A 16763-nucleotide genomic window follows, 5' to 3' on the forward strand; every position below is an offset into this window, starting at 1 on the left:
TGCCCAGTTTTCGGAAAGGATCAGACCTTGGCGAATAAACCGAAAATCAAGGACCTGCTCGACGAGCAGGCCTGCGCCCACAACAAGACCAAAAAGAGTGCCTGCAACGCCCCGACCCCGGGAGCGACGACCGGCGGCTGCGCCTTCGAAGGGGCGCAGATCGCCCTCTTCCCCTATGCCGACGCCGCCCACGTGGTGCATGGCCCGATCACCTGCCTCGGCTCCTCCTGGGAGACCCGCGCCACCCGGACCAGCTGGCCGGGCCGGGACCTGACCCAGATGGGGTTCACCACCGCCATCTCCACCAACGATGTCGTCTTCGGCGGCGAAGAGAAGCTGCTGCTGGCGGTCGACTACGTGGTCGGCCGCTACGCCCCGCAGGCGGTCTTCGTCTACGCCACCTGCGTCACCGCCCTGATCGGCGACGATCTCGACCTCCTCTGCAAACAGGCGGCGGCAAAACATGGCCTGCCGGTGGTGCCGGTGCATGCCCCCGGCTTCGTCGGCAGCAAGAACCTCGGCAGCCGCCTCGGCGGCGAAGCGGTGCTGGCCAGCCTGATCGGCACCGCCGAGCCCGAGACCACCACCCCCTTCGACATCAACCTGATCGGCGACTACAACGTCACCGGCGACATGTGGCAATACACGCCGCTCCTCGCGGAGCTCGGCATCCATGTCCTTTCGACCCTCTCCGGAGACGGCCGGGTCGCCGCGATCCGCACCGCGCACCGGGCGAAGCTGAACGTGCTGGTCTGTGCCAAGTCGCTCGTCTCCCTGACCCGGAAGCTGGAAGAGAAATACGGCATCCCCTCGATCTCCCTCTCCTTCTACGGCAAGCGCGACACCAGCGACGGGCTGCTCGCCATCGCCACCGCCCTCGGCGACGCCGAACTGATCGCCCGCACCCGGGCGCTGATTGAGCGCGAGGAGGCACGCCTCGAGCAGGAGCTCGCCCCCTACCGGGCCCTCTTCGCCGGCAAGAAGGCGGTCCTCAACACCGGCGGCAACAAGGCCTGGTCGATCGCCGCGGCGCTGCAGGACCTCGGCATCGAGGTGGTGGCGACGGCGGTCGGCAAGTCGACGGAGGACGACCGGGAGAAGGCGCGCCAGTACCTCGGTGCCGGCGGGGTGCTGATGACCAAGCCGGGCCAGGAACAGGCGAAGATCATCGATGATACCAAGGCCGACCTCCTCCTCGCCGGTGGGCGCAGCCTCTACACCGCGATCAAGAAGGGGATCGCCTTCGCCGACGTCAACCAGGAGAAGAAGAAGAGCTACGGCGGCTACCGCGGCCTGCTCAACCTCGCCGAGGATCTCCGGCACGCCCTGGAAACCCCGGTCTTCCGCAACGTCGCCAGGAGGGCGCCATGGGAGGAGTAGTCCACAAATCACCGAAGCCGCTGCAGGTCAATCCGCACCGCCTCTCCCAGCCGATGGGGGCGACCCTCGCCTTTCTCGGCGTCGACAACTGCATGCCGCTGATGCACGGTGGCCAGGGGTGCACCTCCTTCACCAAGGTCTACCTGACCCGCCATTTTGCCGAGCCGATCGCGATCCAGACCACGGCGGTGACCGACATCACCGCAATCCTCGACGGCGGCGACTACAGCATCGTCGAGTCGGTGAAGAACATCACCGCCAAGGTGACCCCGCAGCTGATCGGCCTGCACACCACCGGCCTCACCGAGACCAAGGGGGACGACATCCGCGGCGTGGCCGGCAAGATCGACTTCCCGCTGGTCTGGGTCAACACCCCCGACTACGAGGGAGGGCTAGAGAGCGGCTGGGCGCTGACGGTCAGAGCGATGATCGAACAGCTGGTAACAGCGACGGAGCTGGTCGACGATACCAAGCTGGTCCTGTTGCCCCACGTCAGCCTGACGCCGATCGAGGTAGAGAAGATCAAGGAGTTCATCGCCGGCTTCGGTTTCGAGGTGCTTGCGCTTCCCGACCTCTCGACCTCTCTCGACGGCCACCTCGGCGAGAAGCAGAGCGCCCTCTCCAGCGGCGGCATCGGCGTCGAAGAGATTCGCACCCTCGGCGACGCCGGGCTGGTGCTCAGCGTCGGTGCCTCGATGCGTGCCGCCGGGGAGGCGCTGACCAAAAAGAACCCGGCAATGCGCCATCACCACTTTGACCACCTGCAGGGGCTGGCGGCGACCGACCGGCTGGTCGCGCTGCTTCTCGCCGAGACCGGTTTCAGTGCGCCGCCGCCGGCGGTGGCATGCTGGCGCAAGCGGTTGCAGGATGCCCTGCTCGACTGTCACTTCGCCCTCGGCCAGACCCGCTTCCTCGTCGCCGCCGAACCCGACCACCTCGCCGGCCAGGTCGCCGCCCTCTGTGAGGCGGGGGGAGAGGTCAGGGCGGCGATCGCCACAGTCGATGCGCCGCAGCTGGAGCAGGTCCCGGCGGCGCAGGTCCTGGTCGGGGACCTGGAGGATGCCGAGGACTTCGCCGCCGAGTACGACCTGCTGATCACCAACTTCCACGGGGCCGGGATTGCCCATCGCTGCCACAAGGGGCTGGTGGTGCGCGGCTATCCCAACTGGGAAGAGGTCGGCAACCAGCTGCAGAACGACGTCCTCTACGAGGGGGGCGCTTATTTCCTCTGCGCGCTGGCCAATGCCGCCAGTCGCTGGCGGGAGGAGCAGGGGTGGTGAGACCAATGAAAAGAATGGGACGCATGGGACCACTGGGACTTATGAACCACAAAGGTCCGATCGGTCCCAGTTGTCCCATGCGCCCCAGGATTGGCTTTTGAAATGAGCTCTTACACCGACACCATCCGCCGCTACGCTACCGACAGCCGCTACACCGGCACCCTCGACCGTGCCGATGGGACCGGCGAGGTCGGCCTCGGACCGGAAGAGGCCGGCCGGCGCCTGGCGGTGCGCTTTGCCCTGCGGATCGATGCCGGGCAGGTGACGCAGGTCCGGTTCCAGGTCTTCGGTTGCGGCTTTACCATCGCCGCCTGTGCTGCCGCCGCCGAACTGGCGGAGGGGAAGGATCTCGAAGCGGCGGCGGCGATAGCGCCGGCCGCGGTCGCCGCAGTCCTCAACGGCCTGCCGACGGAGCGGGACTATTGCGCCGAGCTGGCGGTGGCCGCGCTCCAGGCCGCCCTGGCCAGTGCCCGCAGTGAAGACCATGCGGTAGCAGTGGTCGCCCATGACCCGGCTGCCGTCGAACACGGGCCGCGGGTGACGGCCGCCGACCCGGTCTATCGCCGCTTGCTGGCCAGCCCGGCCCCGCGCGCGGTCGCGGCGGAAGACCGCCACCTCTTCGCCTGCCTGCTGACGGTGGCCGCTGCCGAACCCTGGTCGCTGGCCGCCGCCCTCGGCCTCGACGAGTGGGAGTTGGCCGCACTGCTGCAGCGCTACTTTCCGGGTGTCGCTCCCGCGACCCTGGAATCGGGGGAGAGGGGGAAGCGGCCGCCCCTGGTCAATGCCGGCGTACTGGCGGTGCTGCACTCCCACCTCCCCGCAGGGGGAGACGACCCGGCGCCCCGCTGGCTCGCCGCGATCCTCGCCGCCCGCGCCGCCCATCCGGGGCATCTCTGGGTGGCGATGGGCCTCTTCGCCCGGCCGGAACTGAGCGCCGCGATTCGGCGCCACCTCCCGGCGTTGACCGCGGCCAACAGCCGGGGGATGCGCTGGAAGCGATTCCTCTTCCGCCAGGTCTGCGACCTGAAGGGGGGAGTCATGTGCAAGGCACCCGATTGCGGGCTCTGCAGCGATTATTCCCTCTGCTTTGCCCCGGAAGAATCATGAGATGACAGCGAACCCCTCCCCTCCTCATCGTCCGCCCCCTTTTTCAGGTAGGGACGGACGATCAGTGCAGCGTGAAACGGTCACGCGCCTTGGCGAAGGCCGATTCAACCTCGCCGAGAGCCTTCTCAGCGCCCGCCTTTAAATCCTCCCAGGCCTGCCCACCGGCCTTTTCTAGGTCGGCAACCTTCTCCTGCAGAGCGTCGCGCCGGTCCTTGAGTTCTTCGACCTGCTCCTCATACTCGATCCGGGCATCGGCCTTGGCACCGCGGGCCTTGGCCTGGAATTTTTCGATTTCAGCGTTCCACTGGTCGATTTTCGACTTCACTTTTTCGACATAGGCTTCCTGTGTCGTCATCGTTTTCTCCTTTCGGGATGAACGTTCTGACAAGTGACTTTGCCCTTTCATCTTACCACGGGCCCCGTAAGGCCCGGTTTTTCACCCGACGGAAGCTAGGATTGGCCGCTGGTCAGGGCGAGAGCAACAAGGCCGCCGACCAGGAGAATCAGGGCGAGCCAGACCACGACCCGTTTCGGGCTCAAATGGCCGCCACCCATCTCCATGGACATCTCTTCCGACTGCTCCTGGCGATGGCGGCGATGAAGAAAGATCAGGGCGCCCGTCACCCCGAGGAAGCAGAGATTCAGCCAGAAGGTGTAGTCGAAGCCGAAGCGGGTCATCTCTTCCACCCTGCGGGCGCTGTGGGGGGTGATGCCGAAGGCGGCAAAGCTGTAGTGGAGAATCAGCGCCGTGGCCACGATCGCGAGGTACATGATGCCGGCGATGTAGAGGGCTACCCGCCAGCCGTAATACTTGGCGTTGACGGCCACCAGCGGCGGCACCATCAGGTCCGAGTAGATAAACCCCATGATCCCGGCAAACATTACCCCGTTGGCATTGAGGACCGTGGCGAGAGGGATATTCCCCATCGAGCCGATGAAGGTCAGGGCGGCGACGAAAGGTGCGACCAGGGCGTTTTCGAGGGCCTGCAGCCACTGCGGCAGGGCGGCACCGGCGTCGATGAGGAAGATCTTCGCCCAGAGACTTTCCGGCACAAAGACCGCAACGAAGCCGGCGACGGTAAAGCCGATCAGGATCTCCTCCCAGACCATCTGCCATTCCATGACGAACTTGTTGCCGACCATCTGCCACCCCTGGCGACTGGTGATCCGCTCCTTCCAGTCAAAATCCTCTTCCTCTTCCGCCTTTGCTTCCATCTCCTTCCGCGCCTCTTCGATCCAGCGCCGCGGATAGCTGAGCCGGATCAGCAGGCTGCTGATGACGATGAGGAGCAAGCCACCGACAATCTCGGCCGCCAGGAATTGCCAGCCGAGAAAGATCAGGATCAGGATGCCGAGTTCGATCACCAGGTTGGTGGAGGCGAACATGAAGGCGACGGCGGCGATAAAGTGGGCCCCCTTGAGAAAGAGGGCGCGGGCGGTGGCGAGAGCGGCGAAGGAGCAGGAAGAGGAGATCGCCCCGAACAGGGCCGCCAGGGAGAGGCTCCGCGGCCGGGGGGTGCCGAGGTAGGGCGTCAGCTTCTTTTTCGAGACAAAGACCTGGATCATGCTGCTGACAAAGTACCCGAAGATAAAGGCCCAGCCGGCTTTCCAGAAAAATCCGAGGGAGGTTTTTACGGCCTGCCCGTACAGGCTCCAGAATTCCTGGGTGAACATTCCATATCCTTTTTATTTTATTATCTAGCTGATATTACGATAGTTTAAGTTTAGCGTGCGGAGTCGTCCCGTCAACCAAGCGGACACTTGGGGTTATAATTGAAGAGAATCAGCGGGAGGCACCGTGGTCGGCCCGGGCTGTTTCCGGCGACCTGTTCCCATCGCCTCCAGCGGAAAGGGGAAGCCAATGGCTGCGGAAAAAGAATCCGGGGGAACCTTTTCCCCACGTCAGACTTGTGAACATTTTCTCGAAGAAGCTTTCGATCGCCTGGAAACCGTGGACGAGGTGCGCAACCTGTTGCGCGCTCCTTACCGGGAGACACGTTTTGAACTCCCCCTCAATCGCGACGATGGTTCGGTCTCGGTCTTTTATGGGTACCGGGTTCAGCACGAACACAGCTGCGGTCCCTTTAAGGGCGGATTGCGATTTCACCCCGATGTCGACATGGACCACTTCGTGGCCCTGGCACAGCTGATGACCTGGAAGACCGCGGTCCTGAACCTCCCCTTCGGCGGCGCCAAGGGGGGCGTCAACTGTGACCCGCGGCAGCTCTCCAGTCGCGAGCGGGAGACCCTGACCAAGCGTTACGTGGAACGGGTCGCGATGATCATCGGCCCGGACCGGGATATTCTTGCTCCTGATATGGGGACCGGGCCTCAGGAGATGGCCTGGATTGTCGATGCCTATGCCTTGCAGGCAGGGTTTGAGCCGGGAGTCGTCACTGGCAAGCCACTGGCGCTCGGCGGTTCACCCGGCCGTCTCGCCGCCACCGGACGTGGCGTAGCGCTGGTGGCGGGTTGGGCCGCCGAGGCCGCCGGGATCCGGCTCGACGGCGCCACCGTCGCCCTGCAGGGCTTCGGCAATGTCGGCAGCCATACCGCCCGCTTCCTCGCCGACCAGGGGGCAAAGGTGGTCGCGGTGGTCGATGTGGAGGGAGGAAAATACTCGGCAGCGGGTCTGGACATCGAAGGGATGGTCAAGGCGGTGCAGGATCAGCCGGGAGGTGCGGTTCCCGACCTGGCGGTGGAGGGTGAGACGATCTCGAGCGAAGAACTTTTTGCCCTCGAAGTCGATTTGCTGATCCCCGCGGCCATCGGCGGAGTTATTCACCGTGGCAATGCCGACCGGGTCAAGGCACGGATGGTGGTCGAGGCGGCCAACCTGCCGGTGACCAGCGAGGCGGATCAGATGCTGCGGGAGAGAGGTGTGGTTGTCGTCCCCGATGTCCTTGCCAACGCCGGTGGCGTGACCGTTTCCTACCTCGAATGGGTGCAGAACCGGCAGCGGTACCAGTGGACCGAGGATCGGGTCAACCGGGAGTTGACCGACCGGCTGCAGCATGCATGGCGGGAAGTCCGGGAACGGTCCGAGGCGTCGGACATCTCCTATCGACTGGCGGCCTACCAGCTTGGTCTGGAACGGACTATCGAGGCCATTGAGCTGCGGGGGTTCTGATCTCATGACGGGTCGTTCGGGTCTGCCTTTTCCTCCCGGAGGTCCGTCGCGACCCGCAGCGGCCGACCGGTGGCGAGGCGGAAGCCGGCCTCGATGGCGAAGGCGAGGCCGAGCATTCCGATCAGCACCAGCACCCGGGCGGGACGGTCGCTGAGGGTCTGCCAGAGGAGGGCGACAAGGGCCGCGAGGCAGAGGCCCGCCCCTGTCAGCGAGAGCCAGCGGTGGCTGCCGGTGCGGCTGGCGAGGCGGGCGTTGGCGCCGTTAACGGCGGCGAAGATCAGCAGGAAGCCGGCGCTCCCCATGGTCGAGAGGCTGGAGAGGTCGAAGAGGTTGGCAATCAGCAGTGTCCCCCCGGCGGTGATCAGCAGTCCTTCGAGCGGTTCGTTCCAGACTTTTTTTGCCAGCAGTTCCGGGAGTTCGCCGTCCTTGGCGATGACATAGCTGAGCCGCGCCGCACCGTAGAGGGTGGCGTTGATCGCCGAGGCGGTCGACAGCAACGCAGCCACGGTAATCAGCAGAAATCCGCTCTGGCCGAGAAAGGGCTTGGCGGCGACCGCGAGGGCATAGTCCTTGGCTTCCACGATGCGATCGACCGGCAGGTTACCGACGGCGACGGCGGCGATCAGCACGTAGAGGACCAGCACGAAACCGGTGGCGCTGAAGAAGGCTCGCGGCAGGACCCTATCCGGATTGCGGGTGTCGCCGGCGGCGTTGGCGATCAACTCGAAACCTTCGTAGGCGAGGAAGATGATCATGCCGCCGGTCACCAGGTCGAGGGCCGGACTCCAGGCGGCAACCGCCAGCCGGGATGGGTCGATGGTGCGCAGGCCGAGGCCGACGAAGAGGAGGAGGATGACGAGCTTGACGGCGACCACCCCGTCCTCGGCCTTGCCGATCAGGTCGGCACTCAGGAGGTTCAGCCCGGTAATGGCGAAGATTGCCGCGCTGATCAGGAGATGTTTCCAGAAGAGCTGGTCGGCCGTGGGGAAGAAGGTGGCGCCGTAACTGCCGAAGGCGTAGGCGTAGAGGGAGAGCATGACGATGTAGCTGAGCCAGAGCAGGATATTGAGGGTGCCGGTGAAAAGCCCGGGGCCGAAGGCGCGGTCGAGAAAGGTCACCGTCCCCCCCTGGCTCGGGAAGCAGACCGCCAGCCGGGAGAAGGAGTAGGCGGTGACTAGCGCCACGATGCCGGCGAGGGCGAAGGCGAGGGGTGCCCCACCCCGTGCCAGTTGCACCGCCAGCCCGAGGACGGCGAAGATGCCGCCGCCGACCATGCCGCCGATGCCGATGGCGGTCGCTTCGAAAAAGCCAATCTCCGCTTGCTTGCCGCTCATGCTCCTCCCGCCTTCCGGTTGCCTCCTTCCAGCATAGCATTCCGGACCCCCTGCGGCAGCACTCCCGGCCGGTTTTACCCTTCCGCGCCGGGATCGATCTGCCGGACCCGTCCCACCTTCCCATCCTCCAGGCGGACCTTGATCCCCCGGGAATGATAGGGTTTGCTGGTCAGCAACCGGTCGATGGTTCCCACGGTCAGGGTGCCGCTGCGCTGGTCCTGTTTGCGCACGATCGCCACCCGCATCCCGGGGCGCAGCTCGTTACGATATTCTCCCGCCACGCTCTTGCCTCCCTTCGTTGCCCGGCAGCTACCATAACCGATTCGGCTCGCCCGGGGAATCCTTTGTCCGGTGTCCGAGGCGCCTCTGAATTTCCGCCCGGTGTATAATGGCCGCAGAGGTTTCGGTCGATTTCAACTATCCGAAGAGGAGTCAAGCATGTCAACTTTATCACTTCAGGACCGGGCGGCGGGGGCCCTGCTCGGTGCCTTCATCGGTGACGCGCTCGGGCTCGGACCGCACTGGTACTACGATCTTGGCGAGCTGCGCCGCGACTACGGTGACTGGATCGGCGACTACACCGATCCCAGGCCGGGGCGCTACCATGCCGGGCTCAAGGCCGGCGAGCTCTCCCAGGCCGGAATCATCCTCAAGCTCACCCTGCAGTCGCTGGTGGCGCGCGGGGCGTACGACGAGGCCGATTTCTGCCGGCGCCTCGACACAGAGCTCTTCCCGCTCCTCGACGGCACCCCGATGGGCGGCCCCGGCGGCTACACCAGCCAGTCGATCCGCGAAGCCTGGCGACGGCGGGTGGAGCAGGGGCGTCCCTGGGGGGAGACCGGCGGCCATGCCGATACCACCGAGGCGATCGAACGCGTCCTCGCCATCGCCGTGCGTTACGCCCGGCAGCCGGCGGAGTTGGCACGCCAGGTCACCGCCAACACTGTGCTGACCCAGGGGGACGAACTGGTGGTGGCGATGACCGTCGCCTACTGCGCCCTCCTCGGCCAGCTGGTGCAGGGGCACCCGCTGGATACCAGGATCTCCGATCGGCTGATGAAATTGGTCAAGGAGGGCGAACTCCCCTTTCACGCCGTCACCGCCGAGGATTTGCAGCCGCCGCGGCCGGGCGACCCCGACCCGCCCCGCGTCGGTCGCTTTGCCTCCCCCGATGCGCTGCTCACCCCTTCTTACATGGCTGCGGCCGCAGCCGACCCGCAGATTCGCATCGAACCGGCCTGGAAGGTCTCGATCGTCTACGGCATGCCTTGCGCCATCTTCCACCAGCTGCCGGCCGCCTACTACCTCGCCGCCCGCTTCCGGGACGACTTCGAGGCGGCGGTGCTGCACGCCATCAACGGCGGCGGCCAGAACCAGGCGCGGGCGATGCTGACCGGCGCCCTGGTCGGGGCGCAGGTCGGACTTGGCAAGATTCCGCAGCGTTTCATCGACGGGCTGAAAGAACGGGACCTGCTGGTGCAACTGGCCGGAGAGCTGGCGGCGCAGGCCGCCGGGTGAAGTGGAGAGGGAAAGGAGTTCGGGGATGGGAACCTTGACCGAGCAGCACTGCGAAGCCTGCCGTGGCCAGGTGCCGCCGGCGACGGCAGACGCAATCGCCGCCTATCTGGAGCAGTTGCCCGACTGGGAGATCGTCGAGGTCGACGGCATCGGCCGGCTGACCCGGCGCTTTCCCTTCCGCAACTTCCGCCAGGCCCTCGATTTCAGCAACCGGGTCGGCGAGCTGGCCGAGGCTGAGGGGCATCACCCGGCGCTCCTCACCGAGTGGGGGCGCGTGACGGTGCAGTGGTGGACCCACAAGATCGGCGGCCTGCACCGCAACGACTTCATCATGGCCGCCAAAACCGACGCGCTATTGGCGGCAAGGACGGACCCGACCGGTCAAGGCTGAGTCCGCGGCCGTCGGCAGGGCGCGTGGGTGAACCTTTCAGCTTGCCAGGGTGTGCAGCGCCTCGAGGTCGATGTCCTGGCCGACGACGCCGGCGGCGTCGGCACGGCACTGCTTGCAATGGCGCGCCTGGGAGAGGATCAGCTCGGCCTGGTTGCGGACCATCTCCATGGTGGCGTCGGATGGGCGCTCGATCTCCTTGAACAGGCCGACCGGGATCACCGGCATGATGTTCATCATGCTGGCGCCGAGTTCCCGCACCTTGACCGCCAGGTCGAGGGTCTCGTGATCGTTGACGCCGGGGATGTAGACGTGATTGATCTTGACCAGCATCCCGGCCGCCGCCGCCAGTTTCACCCCCGCGAATTGCTTCGCCAGCAGCAGCGCCGCCGCTTCCTCCCCCTGCAGGCGCTGACCGTCGACCTTGATCCATTCGTAGACCCTGGCACCGGTCTCGGGGGTGAGAGCGTTGATGGTGACGGTCAGGCTGTGGACGTCGTAGGCGAGGATGGTGTCAATCATCTCCGGCAGGCGCAGGCCGTTGGTGGAGAGGCAGAGAGTCAGCTCCGGAAAGGCGGCCCGGACCTGGCGGAAGGTTTCAAAGGTCTTCGGGTTGGCGAGGGGGTCGCCGGGACCGGCGATGCCGACCACCTTGAGCTGCGCGCCCCCCTGCTTCTCCATGTGGCGCTTGACCAGCCGGACCCGCTCCACCGCCTGCTCGGGGGTGAGAACGCGGCTGGTGACGCCGGGGCGGCTTTCGTTGGCGCAGTCGAACTTGCGTTCGCAGAAACCGCACTTGATATTGCATCCCGGGGCGACCGGCAGGTGGATACGCCCCGCCTTGCTGTGATCGCCGCCAAAACAGGGATGATCGCTCTGGACGTTGGCCTTCATCATCGGACAACCGCTGGCCATGGCGTTGCTCCTTTCGTTGCAAAAAGACGACGGCGCTCCCGGGTGTAAGCCGGAAGCGCCGTTGCCAAGCTCCTGAAAAAAATCAAGCCCCGACCGCGCATATGCGCAGCGGGGCTTCGTTGCCAAGTTCAGGTCGGTACAACTTTGTACCTTGGGTGCCGTCTTTTTTATAGCATCAGACGTGCCAACCCTGGAAGGACCAAAAAAAGGGGCAGAAAGGAACCCTCATTGTTCCCCCTGCCCATGCCTGAGGCAATTGCAGCTCTGGAACGTTAAATTTTCAGCAGCCGCAGCGTTTCGGACCCTGGCAGCCGCAACCGCAGAGGTTGCCATGGGCAGTGAGCAGGGCCGGACCGATCGGGCCAACCGCGCTGATGGCGGTGATGCCGGCTTTCGCCAGCTCCTGCTTCGGATAATCGCCGATCATGGCCGTCACCACCGCCTTGCACCCCTGCAGGGCGGCAACGATGGCGTCGAACTGGCGATGACGGAAGGGATGGTCGGGATCGAGGGAGCAGTACTTCTCGACCGCGACCTCCTTGACCTGGCGCGGCGCCCCTCCGGCGCAGTCGTAGATCAGAAAACGTTCGGCGTGGCCGAAGTGCTGGTCGACTTCGAGCCCGGATTTGGATGCGACGGCGATAAGCATGGGAACCTCCCAGAGGACCCATACGATGTATGGATCCTCTGCTTTAGGGTCTTCAGACTTCCATCGGTTTGAAGCTGAAGCACTTCTTCGGGCAGGTGACGCCGCAGCCGGCGCAGCCGATGCAGTTGTCCGGGTTGGCGATGGTCATCACCATGCGGGTCGAATCGGTCTCTTCATCGACCAGGTCTTCCGGACCGAGGACCTTGCGGGAGCAGGCCTTGAAACAGCGGCCGCAGCCGATGCACTTCTCCGGGTCGATGGTTTCGGCGAAGGTGGGGGTCCAGCTGGCACCGCCACGGGTAATTCCGGTGAGATAAGCCATGGGATCTCTCCTCTTCCTTGGTTTATGGGTTTAGGTTGCCGGCCGTTCGCCTTTCAGCATCGCCTTGCGCAGCCACGGCGGCGGGCTGTTGCGGAGCACCTCCTGCAGCTTTTCGACCACGGCGGTGATCGGCTCGCGTTCCTTGCTCTTGATCGGGTGAATCTTCTTGGCGACCAGCCGAGCCGCTGCCGGGCCGCCGATTTCGGCGACGTAGACCAGGGCACAGTCGGCGAGTCCCGCGCAGCGGGCCTCGATGCGGTCGGCCTCGTCGGCCCCTTCGGTCTTGACCTGTACCAGGCCGGAAAAGGCGGCTTCCTCAATCCCGACTTCCCAGATGAAGAAGGATTCGGCCCGGCCGAAGTGCTCGTCGACATGGATTTTGTCCGTACTGGCGAATGCCACTTTCATATGCAATCCTTTCCCGACCCGGCCGCCAACGATGTCGAATCTGCGGGTACGGATCATCGGATCCTCGCGCAAGGGGGGACGGGGGCGGGGAAGGCCCGATCGCCTCCGCCGACCCCCGTCACTGGGTTAACGCATCATTTCGAACCACTGGTTCTCGCAGGTCTCGTCCTTGATATCGAGGAACTTGTTGGCGATCATGGTCAGCATGTTGACCGCCCCCTGGTAGCCGATTACCGGGCTGCGGTGGAGGTTGACCCGGTCGATGATCGGAAAACCGATGCGGAAGAGCGGGATCCTGGCGTCGCGGGCCGCCCACTTGGCGTGGGTGTCGCCGATGATGCCGTCGACCGGATCGGTGACCAGCAGGCTGCGCAAATGCCAGAGGTCCTTGTTGATGTAGACCTTGCCGGTGGCGCCAAAGGGAGAGGAGGCGAGCAGAGCCTTCATCTCCTTCTCGAACTTCTTGTTGGTGCGCGAGCAGAGGACGTGGTAGGGGATCGCGCCCATCTCGAGGAGGAAGGAGACGATGCCGATCAGGTAGTCGGGGTCGCCGGCGACGGCGAACTTCTTGCCATGCAGGTACTGGTGGGCGTCGGTCATGGCGTCGACGGCGAGGCCGCGCTCCTCCTTCAGTTTCTCCGGGACCGGCTTGCCGAAGAGCTCGGAGAGCTTCAGCAGCAGCTCGTCGGTCTTCTGGATGCCGAAGGGCATCGGCATCACCAGCTTCTCGCCGCTGTACTCCTCCTCGATCCACTTCATGGTGTTGAGGGTCGAATACTTCTGCAGCGAGATCGTCGCCTTGCCGTTGATCGACTCGGCGGCGTCTTCAATTTTGGTGCCGCCAGGATAGAGCCGGTAGTTGCCGTCGCAGACGGTGTCGAAGACCTCCGAGATGTCGGCCATCAGCGTGTAGGGGATGCCGAACAGCTCAAGGATGCGCTTGTACTCGCGCAGGTTGCCGGTGTTGCCGTCGAAGCCCGGGATCAGGTTGAGCTTGCCGGTGCACTTGCCCTCGATCTTCTGGTCGGTGGTCAGGGTTTCGAGGATGCTCTTGAGCATCGAGTCGTAACCGTGGATATGGGTACCGTTGAAGCTCGGGGTGTTGGCGTAGGGGGTCAAAACCTCCTCCGGCAGGTGCCCCTTGGTCTTGGCGTTGCGGATAAAGGCGGTGAGGTCGTCACCGATGACCTCGGGCATGCAGGTGGTGTAGACCGGGATCATCTTCGGCTTGTAGAGCGCGTAGGCGTTCTCCAGTCCTTCGAAGAGGTTGTTCTGGCCGCCGAAGACGGCGCCGTCCTCGGTCATGGCGTCGCAGGTCGCCGCCGCCGGCTCACGGAAGTGGCGGGAAAAGGTGCTGCGGAAGTAGGAGGCGCACCCCTGGGAGCCGTGGACGAAGGGGAGGGCCCCTTCGAAGCCGCTGGCGACCATCTGGGCGCCGAGGGGCTGGCAGGCGTGGGCCGGGTTGACGACCAGCGCCTCGCGGGCGAAGTTCTTCTCCTTGTACTCTTCGCTGTTGATCCATTCCTTGACCCGCTCGATCTCGCTGGCCGGAGTCTCGGTCACTTTTTTAACGGCAGATTCGCTCATGGCGATTACTCCTTGGTTTTTGCCACAGAGACACGGAGACACAGAGGAAGAGCAAACCAAAATTTTCAGGGTTTAGTCCCACAACCCGAGAGTTTCTGAATTTGACCTTCTCGGTGGCTCTGTGCCTCTGTGGCAGATTTCCTTTTAGAAGGGCGACTTCACCAGTTTCCAGGTCGGGCTGTTGATCGCCATGTCGATGTCGCGGGCGAAGACCTTGAACCCCTCGTAGCCGTGGTAGGGGCCCGAATAGTCCCAGCTGTGCATCTGGCGGAAGGGGATACCGGCCTTCTGGAAGACATACTTCTCCTTGATGCCGCTGCCGACCAGGTCGGGTTTGAACTCCTCGACGAATTTCTCCAGCTCGAACTCGGAGACGTCGTCGTAGATCAAGGCCCCCTTGGCCAGCTCCGGCGAGGTGCGGTCGTAGTCGTCCTGGTGGGCGAACTCGTAACCGGCGCCGGTAATCTGGATGCCGAGGTCCTCGTAGGCGCCGACGGTGTGGCGGGGGCGCAGGCCGCCGACGAAGAGCATGGCGGTCTTTCCTTCGAGGCGCGGTTTGTACTCGTCGATCACCGCCTGCATCACCGGCTTGTACTTCTGGATCACCTTCTCGACGTTTTCCTTGATGGTGTCGTCAAAACGCTCGGCGATGGCGCGCAGGCTTTCCTCGATCTTGCTCGGACCGAAAAAGTTGTACTCGAGCCAGGGGATGTTCCACTTCTCTTCCATCACCTTGCACATGTAGTTCATCGAGCGGTAGCAGTGAATCAGGTTCAGCTTCACCGAATGGGTGGCGCCGATCTTCTCGACCTCGCCGTCGCCGGTCCAGACGCTCTTGACGTTGAGGCCGATCTCTTCGAGGATCGGTTTCGCCGCCCAGACGTCACCGCCGATGTTGTAGTCGCCGATCAGGGCGACATCGTAGGGGCCGGCCGGTTCGGGGAATTCGAACTTGCCGATGATGTGGTCGCGGATCGAGTCGTTGGAGATGTGGTGACCCAGCGACTGGGAGACGCCGCGGAAGCCTTCGCAGTTGCAGGGTACGACCAGCTTGCCGAGCTCGTTCTCCATCTTTTTGGCGACGGCGTTGATGTCGTCACCGATCAGGCCGACCGGGCACTCGGAGAGGATCGAGAGCCCCTTGTTGAGGGGGAAGAGCTCGTCGGCCTCCTGCAGCAGTTTCTCCAGCTTCTTGTCGCCGCCGTAGACGATGTCGCGCTCCTGGAAGTCGGAGGTGAAGTCCATCGGGAAGGAGGTGACGCCGGGAATCCCCTGCATCAGGTTGCGCCGCGTCCCCCAGCTGTAGACGCCGCAGCCGATCGGTCCGTGGGAGACGTGGACCATGTCGCGGATCGGCCCCCAGACCACCCCCTTGGCGCCGGCATAGGCGCAGCCGCGCTGGCTCATGACGCCGGGGACGACCTTCTTGTTCGACTTCACCGCGCAGGTCGAGGCGGTCGGCTCGTTGGCGCCCAGGTGCGGCGCACGCTTCTTCTGGGCCTTGGCCGGCATCGCCGCCAGGGTCTCTTTGATCAGCTTCTCGGTCTTTTCCTTGCTAACGCCCGGGATGGGCTTTCGCTCTGCCATGGTCAAATCTCCTTGAAAGGTCCTATGGGACCTATAGGTCATATAGGTCCTATGAGATTTCTGCGCCGATTTAAGCGTTCTCCGCCTTGCCGACCACGGTCTCATCCTCCGCTTCCATGATGCCGAACTCCATCAGCAGCTCTTCGAGCTCTTCCATCTCCAGCGGGGTGGGGACGACGAACATCTTGTTCTCGGCGATCTTTTTCGCCAGCTGCCGGTACTCCTCGGCCTGCTTGTGCTCGGGGGAGTACTCGATGACCGTCATGCGGCGCAGTTCGGCGCGCTGCACCTGGTTGTCGCGGGGGACGAAGTGGATCATCTGGGTGCCGAGCTTGGCGGCCAGCGCCTCGATCAGGTCGGCCTCGCGGTCGGTGTTGCGGCTGTTGCAGATCAGGCCGGCGAGACGCACGCTGCCGCTTGCCGCGTACTTGACGATCCCCTTGCAGATGTTGTTGGCGGCGTACATTGCCATCATCTCGCCGGAGACGACGATGTAGATCTCCTGGGCCTTGTTCTCGCGGATCGGCATGGCGAAGCCGCCGCAGACGACGTCGCCAAGGACGTCATAGAAGACGAAGTCGAGGTCGGGAGTGTAGGCGCCCTCTTCTTCGAGGAAGTTGATGGCGGTGATGACGCCGCGGCCGGCACAGCCGACGCCCGGCTCCGGGCCGCCCGACTCGACGCACTTGATGTCGCCGTAGCCCCACTTGAGGACGTCTTCGAGTTCGAGGTCCTCGACGGTGCCGAGCTCGCGGACCTTGTCCATGACCGTCTCCTGCGCCTTGGCGTGGAGGATCAGGCGGGTCGAGTCGGCCTTCGGGTCGCAGCCGATGATCATGACTTTCTTGCCGAGGGCGGCGAGGCCGGCGACGGTGTTCTGGGTCGTGGTCGACTTGCCGATGCCGCCTTTACCGTAGATTGCAATCTGACGCATTTTTTTCTCTTCCATGACGGGGATCCTCTCTTTCTGGGTGGATGTTGGTCGGCCCGCCAGCGGCGCTGCGCCGGAGAAGCCATGCTCTTGAAAATGGAGCGCCCGGCCTGAACGGGAGTTTTCAGGCCGGGCGCCATTGCCCGAAGCAGCGCCACCGTGGTGCCGCTTCTGCTGTTCAAAAATTGTCTGCAACGTAAAAAGCCCAAAAGAAGGTTCGGCGACCT

17 protein-coding genes are annotated in these 16763 nt (G+C 64.3%); 6 read left to right on the forward strand and 11 right to left on the reverse strand.

Going from position 1 to position 16763, the window contains the following annotated elements; all coding sequences use genetic code 11:
- Positions 1–27: 27 nt before the first annotated feature.
- The 3 genes from nifE (at position 28) to DBW_RS00445 (ending at position 3767) form a co-directional block, all read left to right on the forward strand.
- On the forward strand, positions 28–1380 hold the full coding sequence (nifE, locus tag DBW_RS00435) for a nitrogenase iron-molybdenum cofactor biosynthesis protein NifE (RefSeq protein ID WP_066722656.1): 1353 nt from the start codon (positions 28–30) through the stop codon (positions 1378–1380).
- On the forward strand, positions 1368–2660 hold the full coding sequence (nifN, locus tag DBW_RS00440) for a nitrogenase iron-molybdenum cofactor biosynthesis protein NifN (protein ID WP_066722659.1): 1293 nt from the start codon (positions 1368–1370) through the stop codon (positions 2658–2660). Before nifE ends, nifN begins: the two co-directional genes overlap by 13 nt.
- A 102-nt stretch (positions 2661–2762) precedes the next feature.
- On the forward strand, positions 2763–3767 hold the full coding sequence (locus DBW_RS00445) for a nitrogen fixation protein NifQ (RefSeq protein WP_066722661.1): 1005 nt from the start codon (positions 2763–2765) through the stop codon (positions 3765–3767).
- A gap of 61 nt (positions 3768–3828) precedes the next feature.
- Here DBW_RS00445 and DBW_RS00450 read toward each other — a convergent pair whose 3' ends face one another.
- Both DBW_RS00450 and DBW_RS00455 read right to left on the reverse strand, forming a co-directional pair.
- Positions 3829–4122: a hypothetical protein gene (locus DBW_RS00450; RefSeq protein ID WP_066722670.1), complete on the reverse strand. Its 294-nt coding sequence runs from the start codon at positions 4120–4122 to the stop codon at positions 3829–3831.
- 95 nt (positions 4123–4217) lie between these two features.
- Positions 4218–5441, reverse strand: a complete 1224-nt coding sequence (locus tag DBW_RS00455) for a permease (RefSeq protein ID WP_066722672.1) — start codon at positions 5439–5441, stop codon at positions 4218–4220.
- Between the two features lie 187 nt (positions 5442–5628).
- On the opposite strand from DBW_RS00455, the gene DBW_RS00460 reads away from it, so the two are divergent.
- The gene (locus DBW_RS00460) at positions 5629–6897 is read left to right on the forward strand and encodes a Glu/Leu/Phe/Val family dehydrogenase (RefSeq protein WP_066722674.1); all 1269 of its coding nucleotides are present in this window, start codon (positions 5629–5631) and stop codon (positions 6895–6897) included.
- Positions 6898–6899: 2 nt separating this feature from the next.
- Here DBW_RS00460 and DBW_RS00465 read toward each other — a convergent pair whose 3' ends face one another.
- Both DBW_RS00465 and DBW_RS00470 read right to left on the reverse strand, forming a co-directional pair.
- Entirely contained in the window at positions 6900–8231 is a 1332-nt protein-coding gene (locus DBW_RS00465) for an APC family permease (protein WP_066722676.1), read from the reverse strand.
- A gap of 74 nt (positions 8232–8305) precedes the next feature.
- Positions 8306–8476, reverse strand: coding sequence for a YwbE family protein (locus DBW_RS00470; RefSeq protein WP_442856871.1), 171 nt, complete (start codon positions 8474–8476; stop codon positions 8306–8308).
- 193 nt (positions 8477–8669) lie between these two features.
- Between DBW_RS00470 and DBW_RS00475 the strand changes: the two genes are divergently transcribed.
- Together DBW_RS00475 and DBW_RS00480 are read left to right on the forward strand one after the other, a co-directional pair.
- Positions 8670–9749 carry an ADP-ribosylglycohydrolase family protein gene (locus DBW_RS00475; RefSeq protein ID WP_066722681.1) on the forward strand — a complete coding sequence of 360 codons (1080 nt, stop codon included), beginning with the start codon at positions 8670–8672 and terminating at the stop codon, positions 9747–9749.
- A gap of 25 nt (positions 9750–9774) precedes the next feature.
- Entirely contained in the window at positions 9775–10140 is a 366-nt protein-coding gene (locus DBW_RS00480) for a 4a-hydroxytetrahydrobiopterin dehydratase (RefSeq protein ID WP_066722684.1), read from the forward strand.
- A 36-nt stretch (positions 10141–10176) separates the two neighbouring features.
- Here DBW_RS00480 and DBW_RS00485 read toward each other — a convergent pair whose 3' ends face one another.
- From DBW_RS00485 to nifH, 7 genes are all read right to left on the reverse strand, one after another.
- Complete coding sequence (locus DBW_RS00485) at positions 10177–11052, reverse strand: radical SAM protein (protein ID WP_066722686.1); 876 nt, start codon at positions 11050–11052, stop codon at positions 10177–10179.
- A gap of 280 nt (positions 11053–11332) precedes the next feature.
- On the reverse strand, positions 11333–11701 hold the full coding sequence (locus DBW_RS00490) for a NifB/NifX family molybdenum-iron cluster-binding protein (protein ID WP_066722689.1): 369 nt from the start codon (positions 11699–11701) through the stop codon (positions 11333–11335).
- 52 nt (positions 11702–11753) lie between these two features.
- Entirely contained in the window at positions 11754–12023 is a 270-nt protein-coding gene (gene fdxB / locus DBW_RS00495) for a ferredoxin III, nif-specific (RefSeq protein ID WP_066722691.1), read from the reverse strand.
- Positions 12024–12053: 30 nt separating this feature from the next.
- Complete coding sequence (nifX, locus tag DBW_RS00500; protein ID WP_066722702.1) at positions 12054–12431, reverse strand: nitrogen fixation protein NifX; 378 nt, start codon at positions 12429–12431, stop codon at positions 12054–12056.
- 126 nt (positions 12432–12557) lie between these two features.
- The gene (gene nifK, locus DBW_RS00505; protein ID WP_066722705.1) at positions 12558–14018 is read right to left on the reverse strand and encodes a nitrogenase molybdenum-iron protein subunit beta; all 1461 of its coding nucleotides are present in this window, start codon (positions 14016–14018) and stop codon (positions 12558–12560) included.
- Positions 14019–14162: 144 nt separating this feature from the next.
- Positions 14163–15605 (reverse strand): nitrogenase molybdenum-iron protein alpha chain, encoded by a 1443-nt coding sequence (gene nifD / locus DBW_RS00510; protein WP_066722708.1) that lies wholly within the window; start codon positions 15603–15605, stop codon positions 14163–14165.
- A 70-nt stretch (positions 15606–15675) separates the two neighbouring features.
- Positions 15676–16539: a nitrogenase iron protein gene (nifH, locus tag DBW_RS00515; protein ID WP_066729567.1), complete on the reverse strand. Its 864-nt coding sequence runs from the start codon at positions 16537–16539 to the stop codon at positions 15676–15678.
- Positions 16540–16763 lie beyond the last annotated feature (224 nt).

Origin of the sequence: Desulfuromonas sp. DDH964, from assembly GCF_001611275.1 — a bacterium.
GTDB lineage: Bacteria > Desulfobacterota > Desulfuromonadia > Desulfuromonadales > DDH964 > DDH964.

What these genes read in the sequence shown, in the direction of transcription:
- nifN (WP_066722659.1), top strand. Translation starts at nt 1,368, where the DNA reads ATGGGAGGAGTAGTCCACAAATCACCGAAGCCGCTGCAGGTCAATCCG.
- DBW_RS00445 (WP_066722661.1), top strand. Translation starts at nt 2,763, where the DNA reads ATGAGCTCTTACACCGACACCATCCGCCGCTACGCTACCGACAGCCGC.
- DBW_RS00450 (WP_066722670.1), bottom strand. Translation starts at nt 4,122, where the DNA reads ATGACGACACAGGAAGCCTATGTCGAAAAAGTGAAGTCGAAAATCGAC.
- DBW_RS00455 (WP_066722672.1), bottom strand. Translation starts at nt 5,441, where the DNA reads ATGTTCACCCAGGAATTCTGGAGCCTGTACGGGCAGGCCGTAAAAACC.
- DBW_RS00460 (WP_066722674.1), top strand. Translation starts at nt 5,629, where the DNA reads ATGGCTGCGGAAAAAGAATCCGGGGGAACCTTTTCCCCACGTCAGACT.
- DBW_RS00465 (WP_066722676.1), bottom strand. Translation starts at nt 8,231, where the DNA reads ATGAGCGGCAAGCAAGCGGAGATTGGCTTTTTCGAAGCGACCGCCATC.
- DBW_RS00470 (WP_442856871.1), bottom strand. Translation starts at nt 8,476, where the DNA reads ATGCGGGTGGCGATCGTGCGCAAACAGGACCAGCGCAGCGGCACCCTG.
- DBW_RS00475 (WP_066722681.1), top strand. Translation starts at nt 8,670, where the DNA reads ATGTCAACTTTATCACTTCAGGACCGGGCGGCGGGGGCCCTGCTCGGT.
- DBW_RS00480 (WP_066722684.1), top strand. Translation starts at nt 9,775, where the DNA reads ATGGGAACCTTGACCGAGCAGCACTGCGAAGCCTGCCGTGGCCAGGTG.
- DBW_RS00485 (WP_066722686.1), bottom strand. Translation starts at nt 11,052, where the DNA reads ATGGCCAGCGGTTGTCCGATGATGAAGGCCAACGTCCAGAGCGATCAT.
- DBW_RS00490 (WP_066722689.1), bottom strand. Translation starts at nt 11,701, where the DNA reads ATGCTTATCGCCGTCGCATCCAAATCCGGGCTCGAAGTCGACCAGCAC.
- fdxB (WP_066722691.1), bottom strand. Translation starts at nt 12,023, where the DNA reads ATGGCTTATCTCACCGGAATTACCCGTGGCGGTGCCAGCTGGACCCCC.
- nifX (WP_066722702.1), bottom strand. Translation starts at nt 12,431, where the DNA reads ATGAAAGTGGCATTCGCCAGTACGGACAAAATCCATGTCGACGAGCAC.
- nifK (WP_066722705.1), bottom strand. Translation starts at nt 14,018, where the DNA reads ATGAGCGAATCTGCCGTTAAAAAAGTGACCGAGACTCCGGCCAGCGAG.
- nifD (WP_066722708.1), bottom strand. Translation starts at nt 15,605, where the DNA reads ATGGCAGAGCGAAAGCCCATCCCGGGCGTTAGCAAGGAAAAGACCGAG.
- nifH (WP_066729567.1), bottom strand. Translation starts at nt 16,539, where the DNA reads ATGCGTCAGATTGCAATCTACGGTAAAGGCGGCATCGGCAAGTCGACC.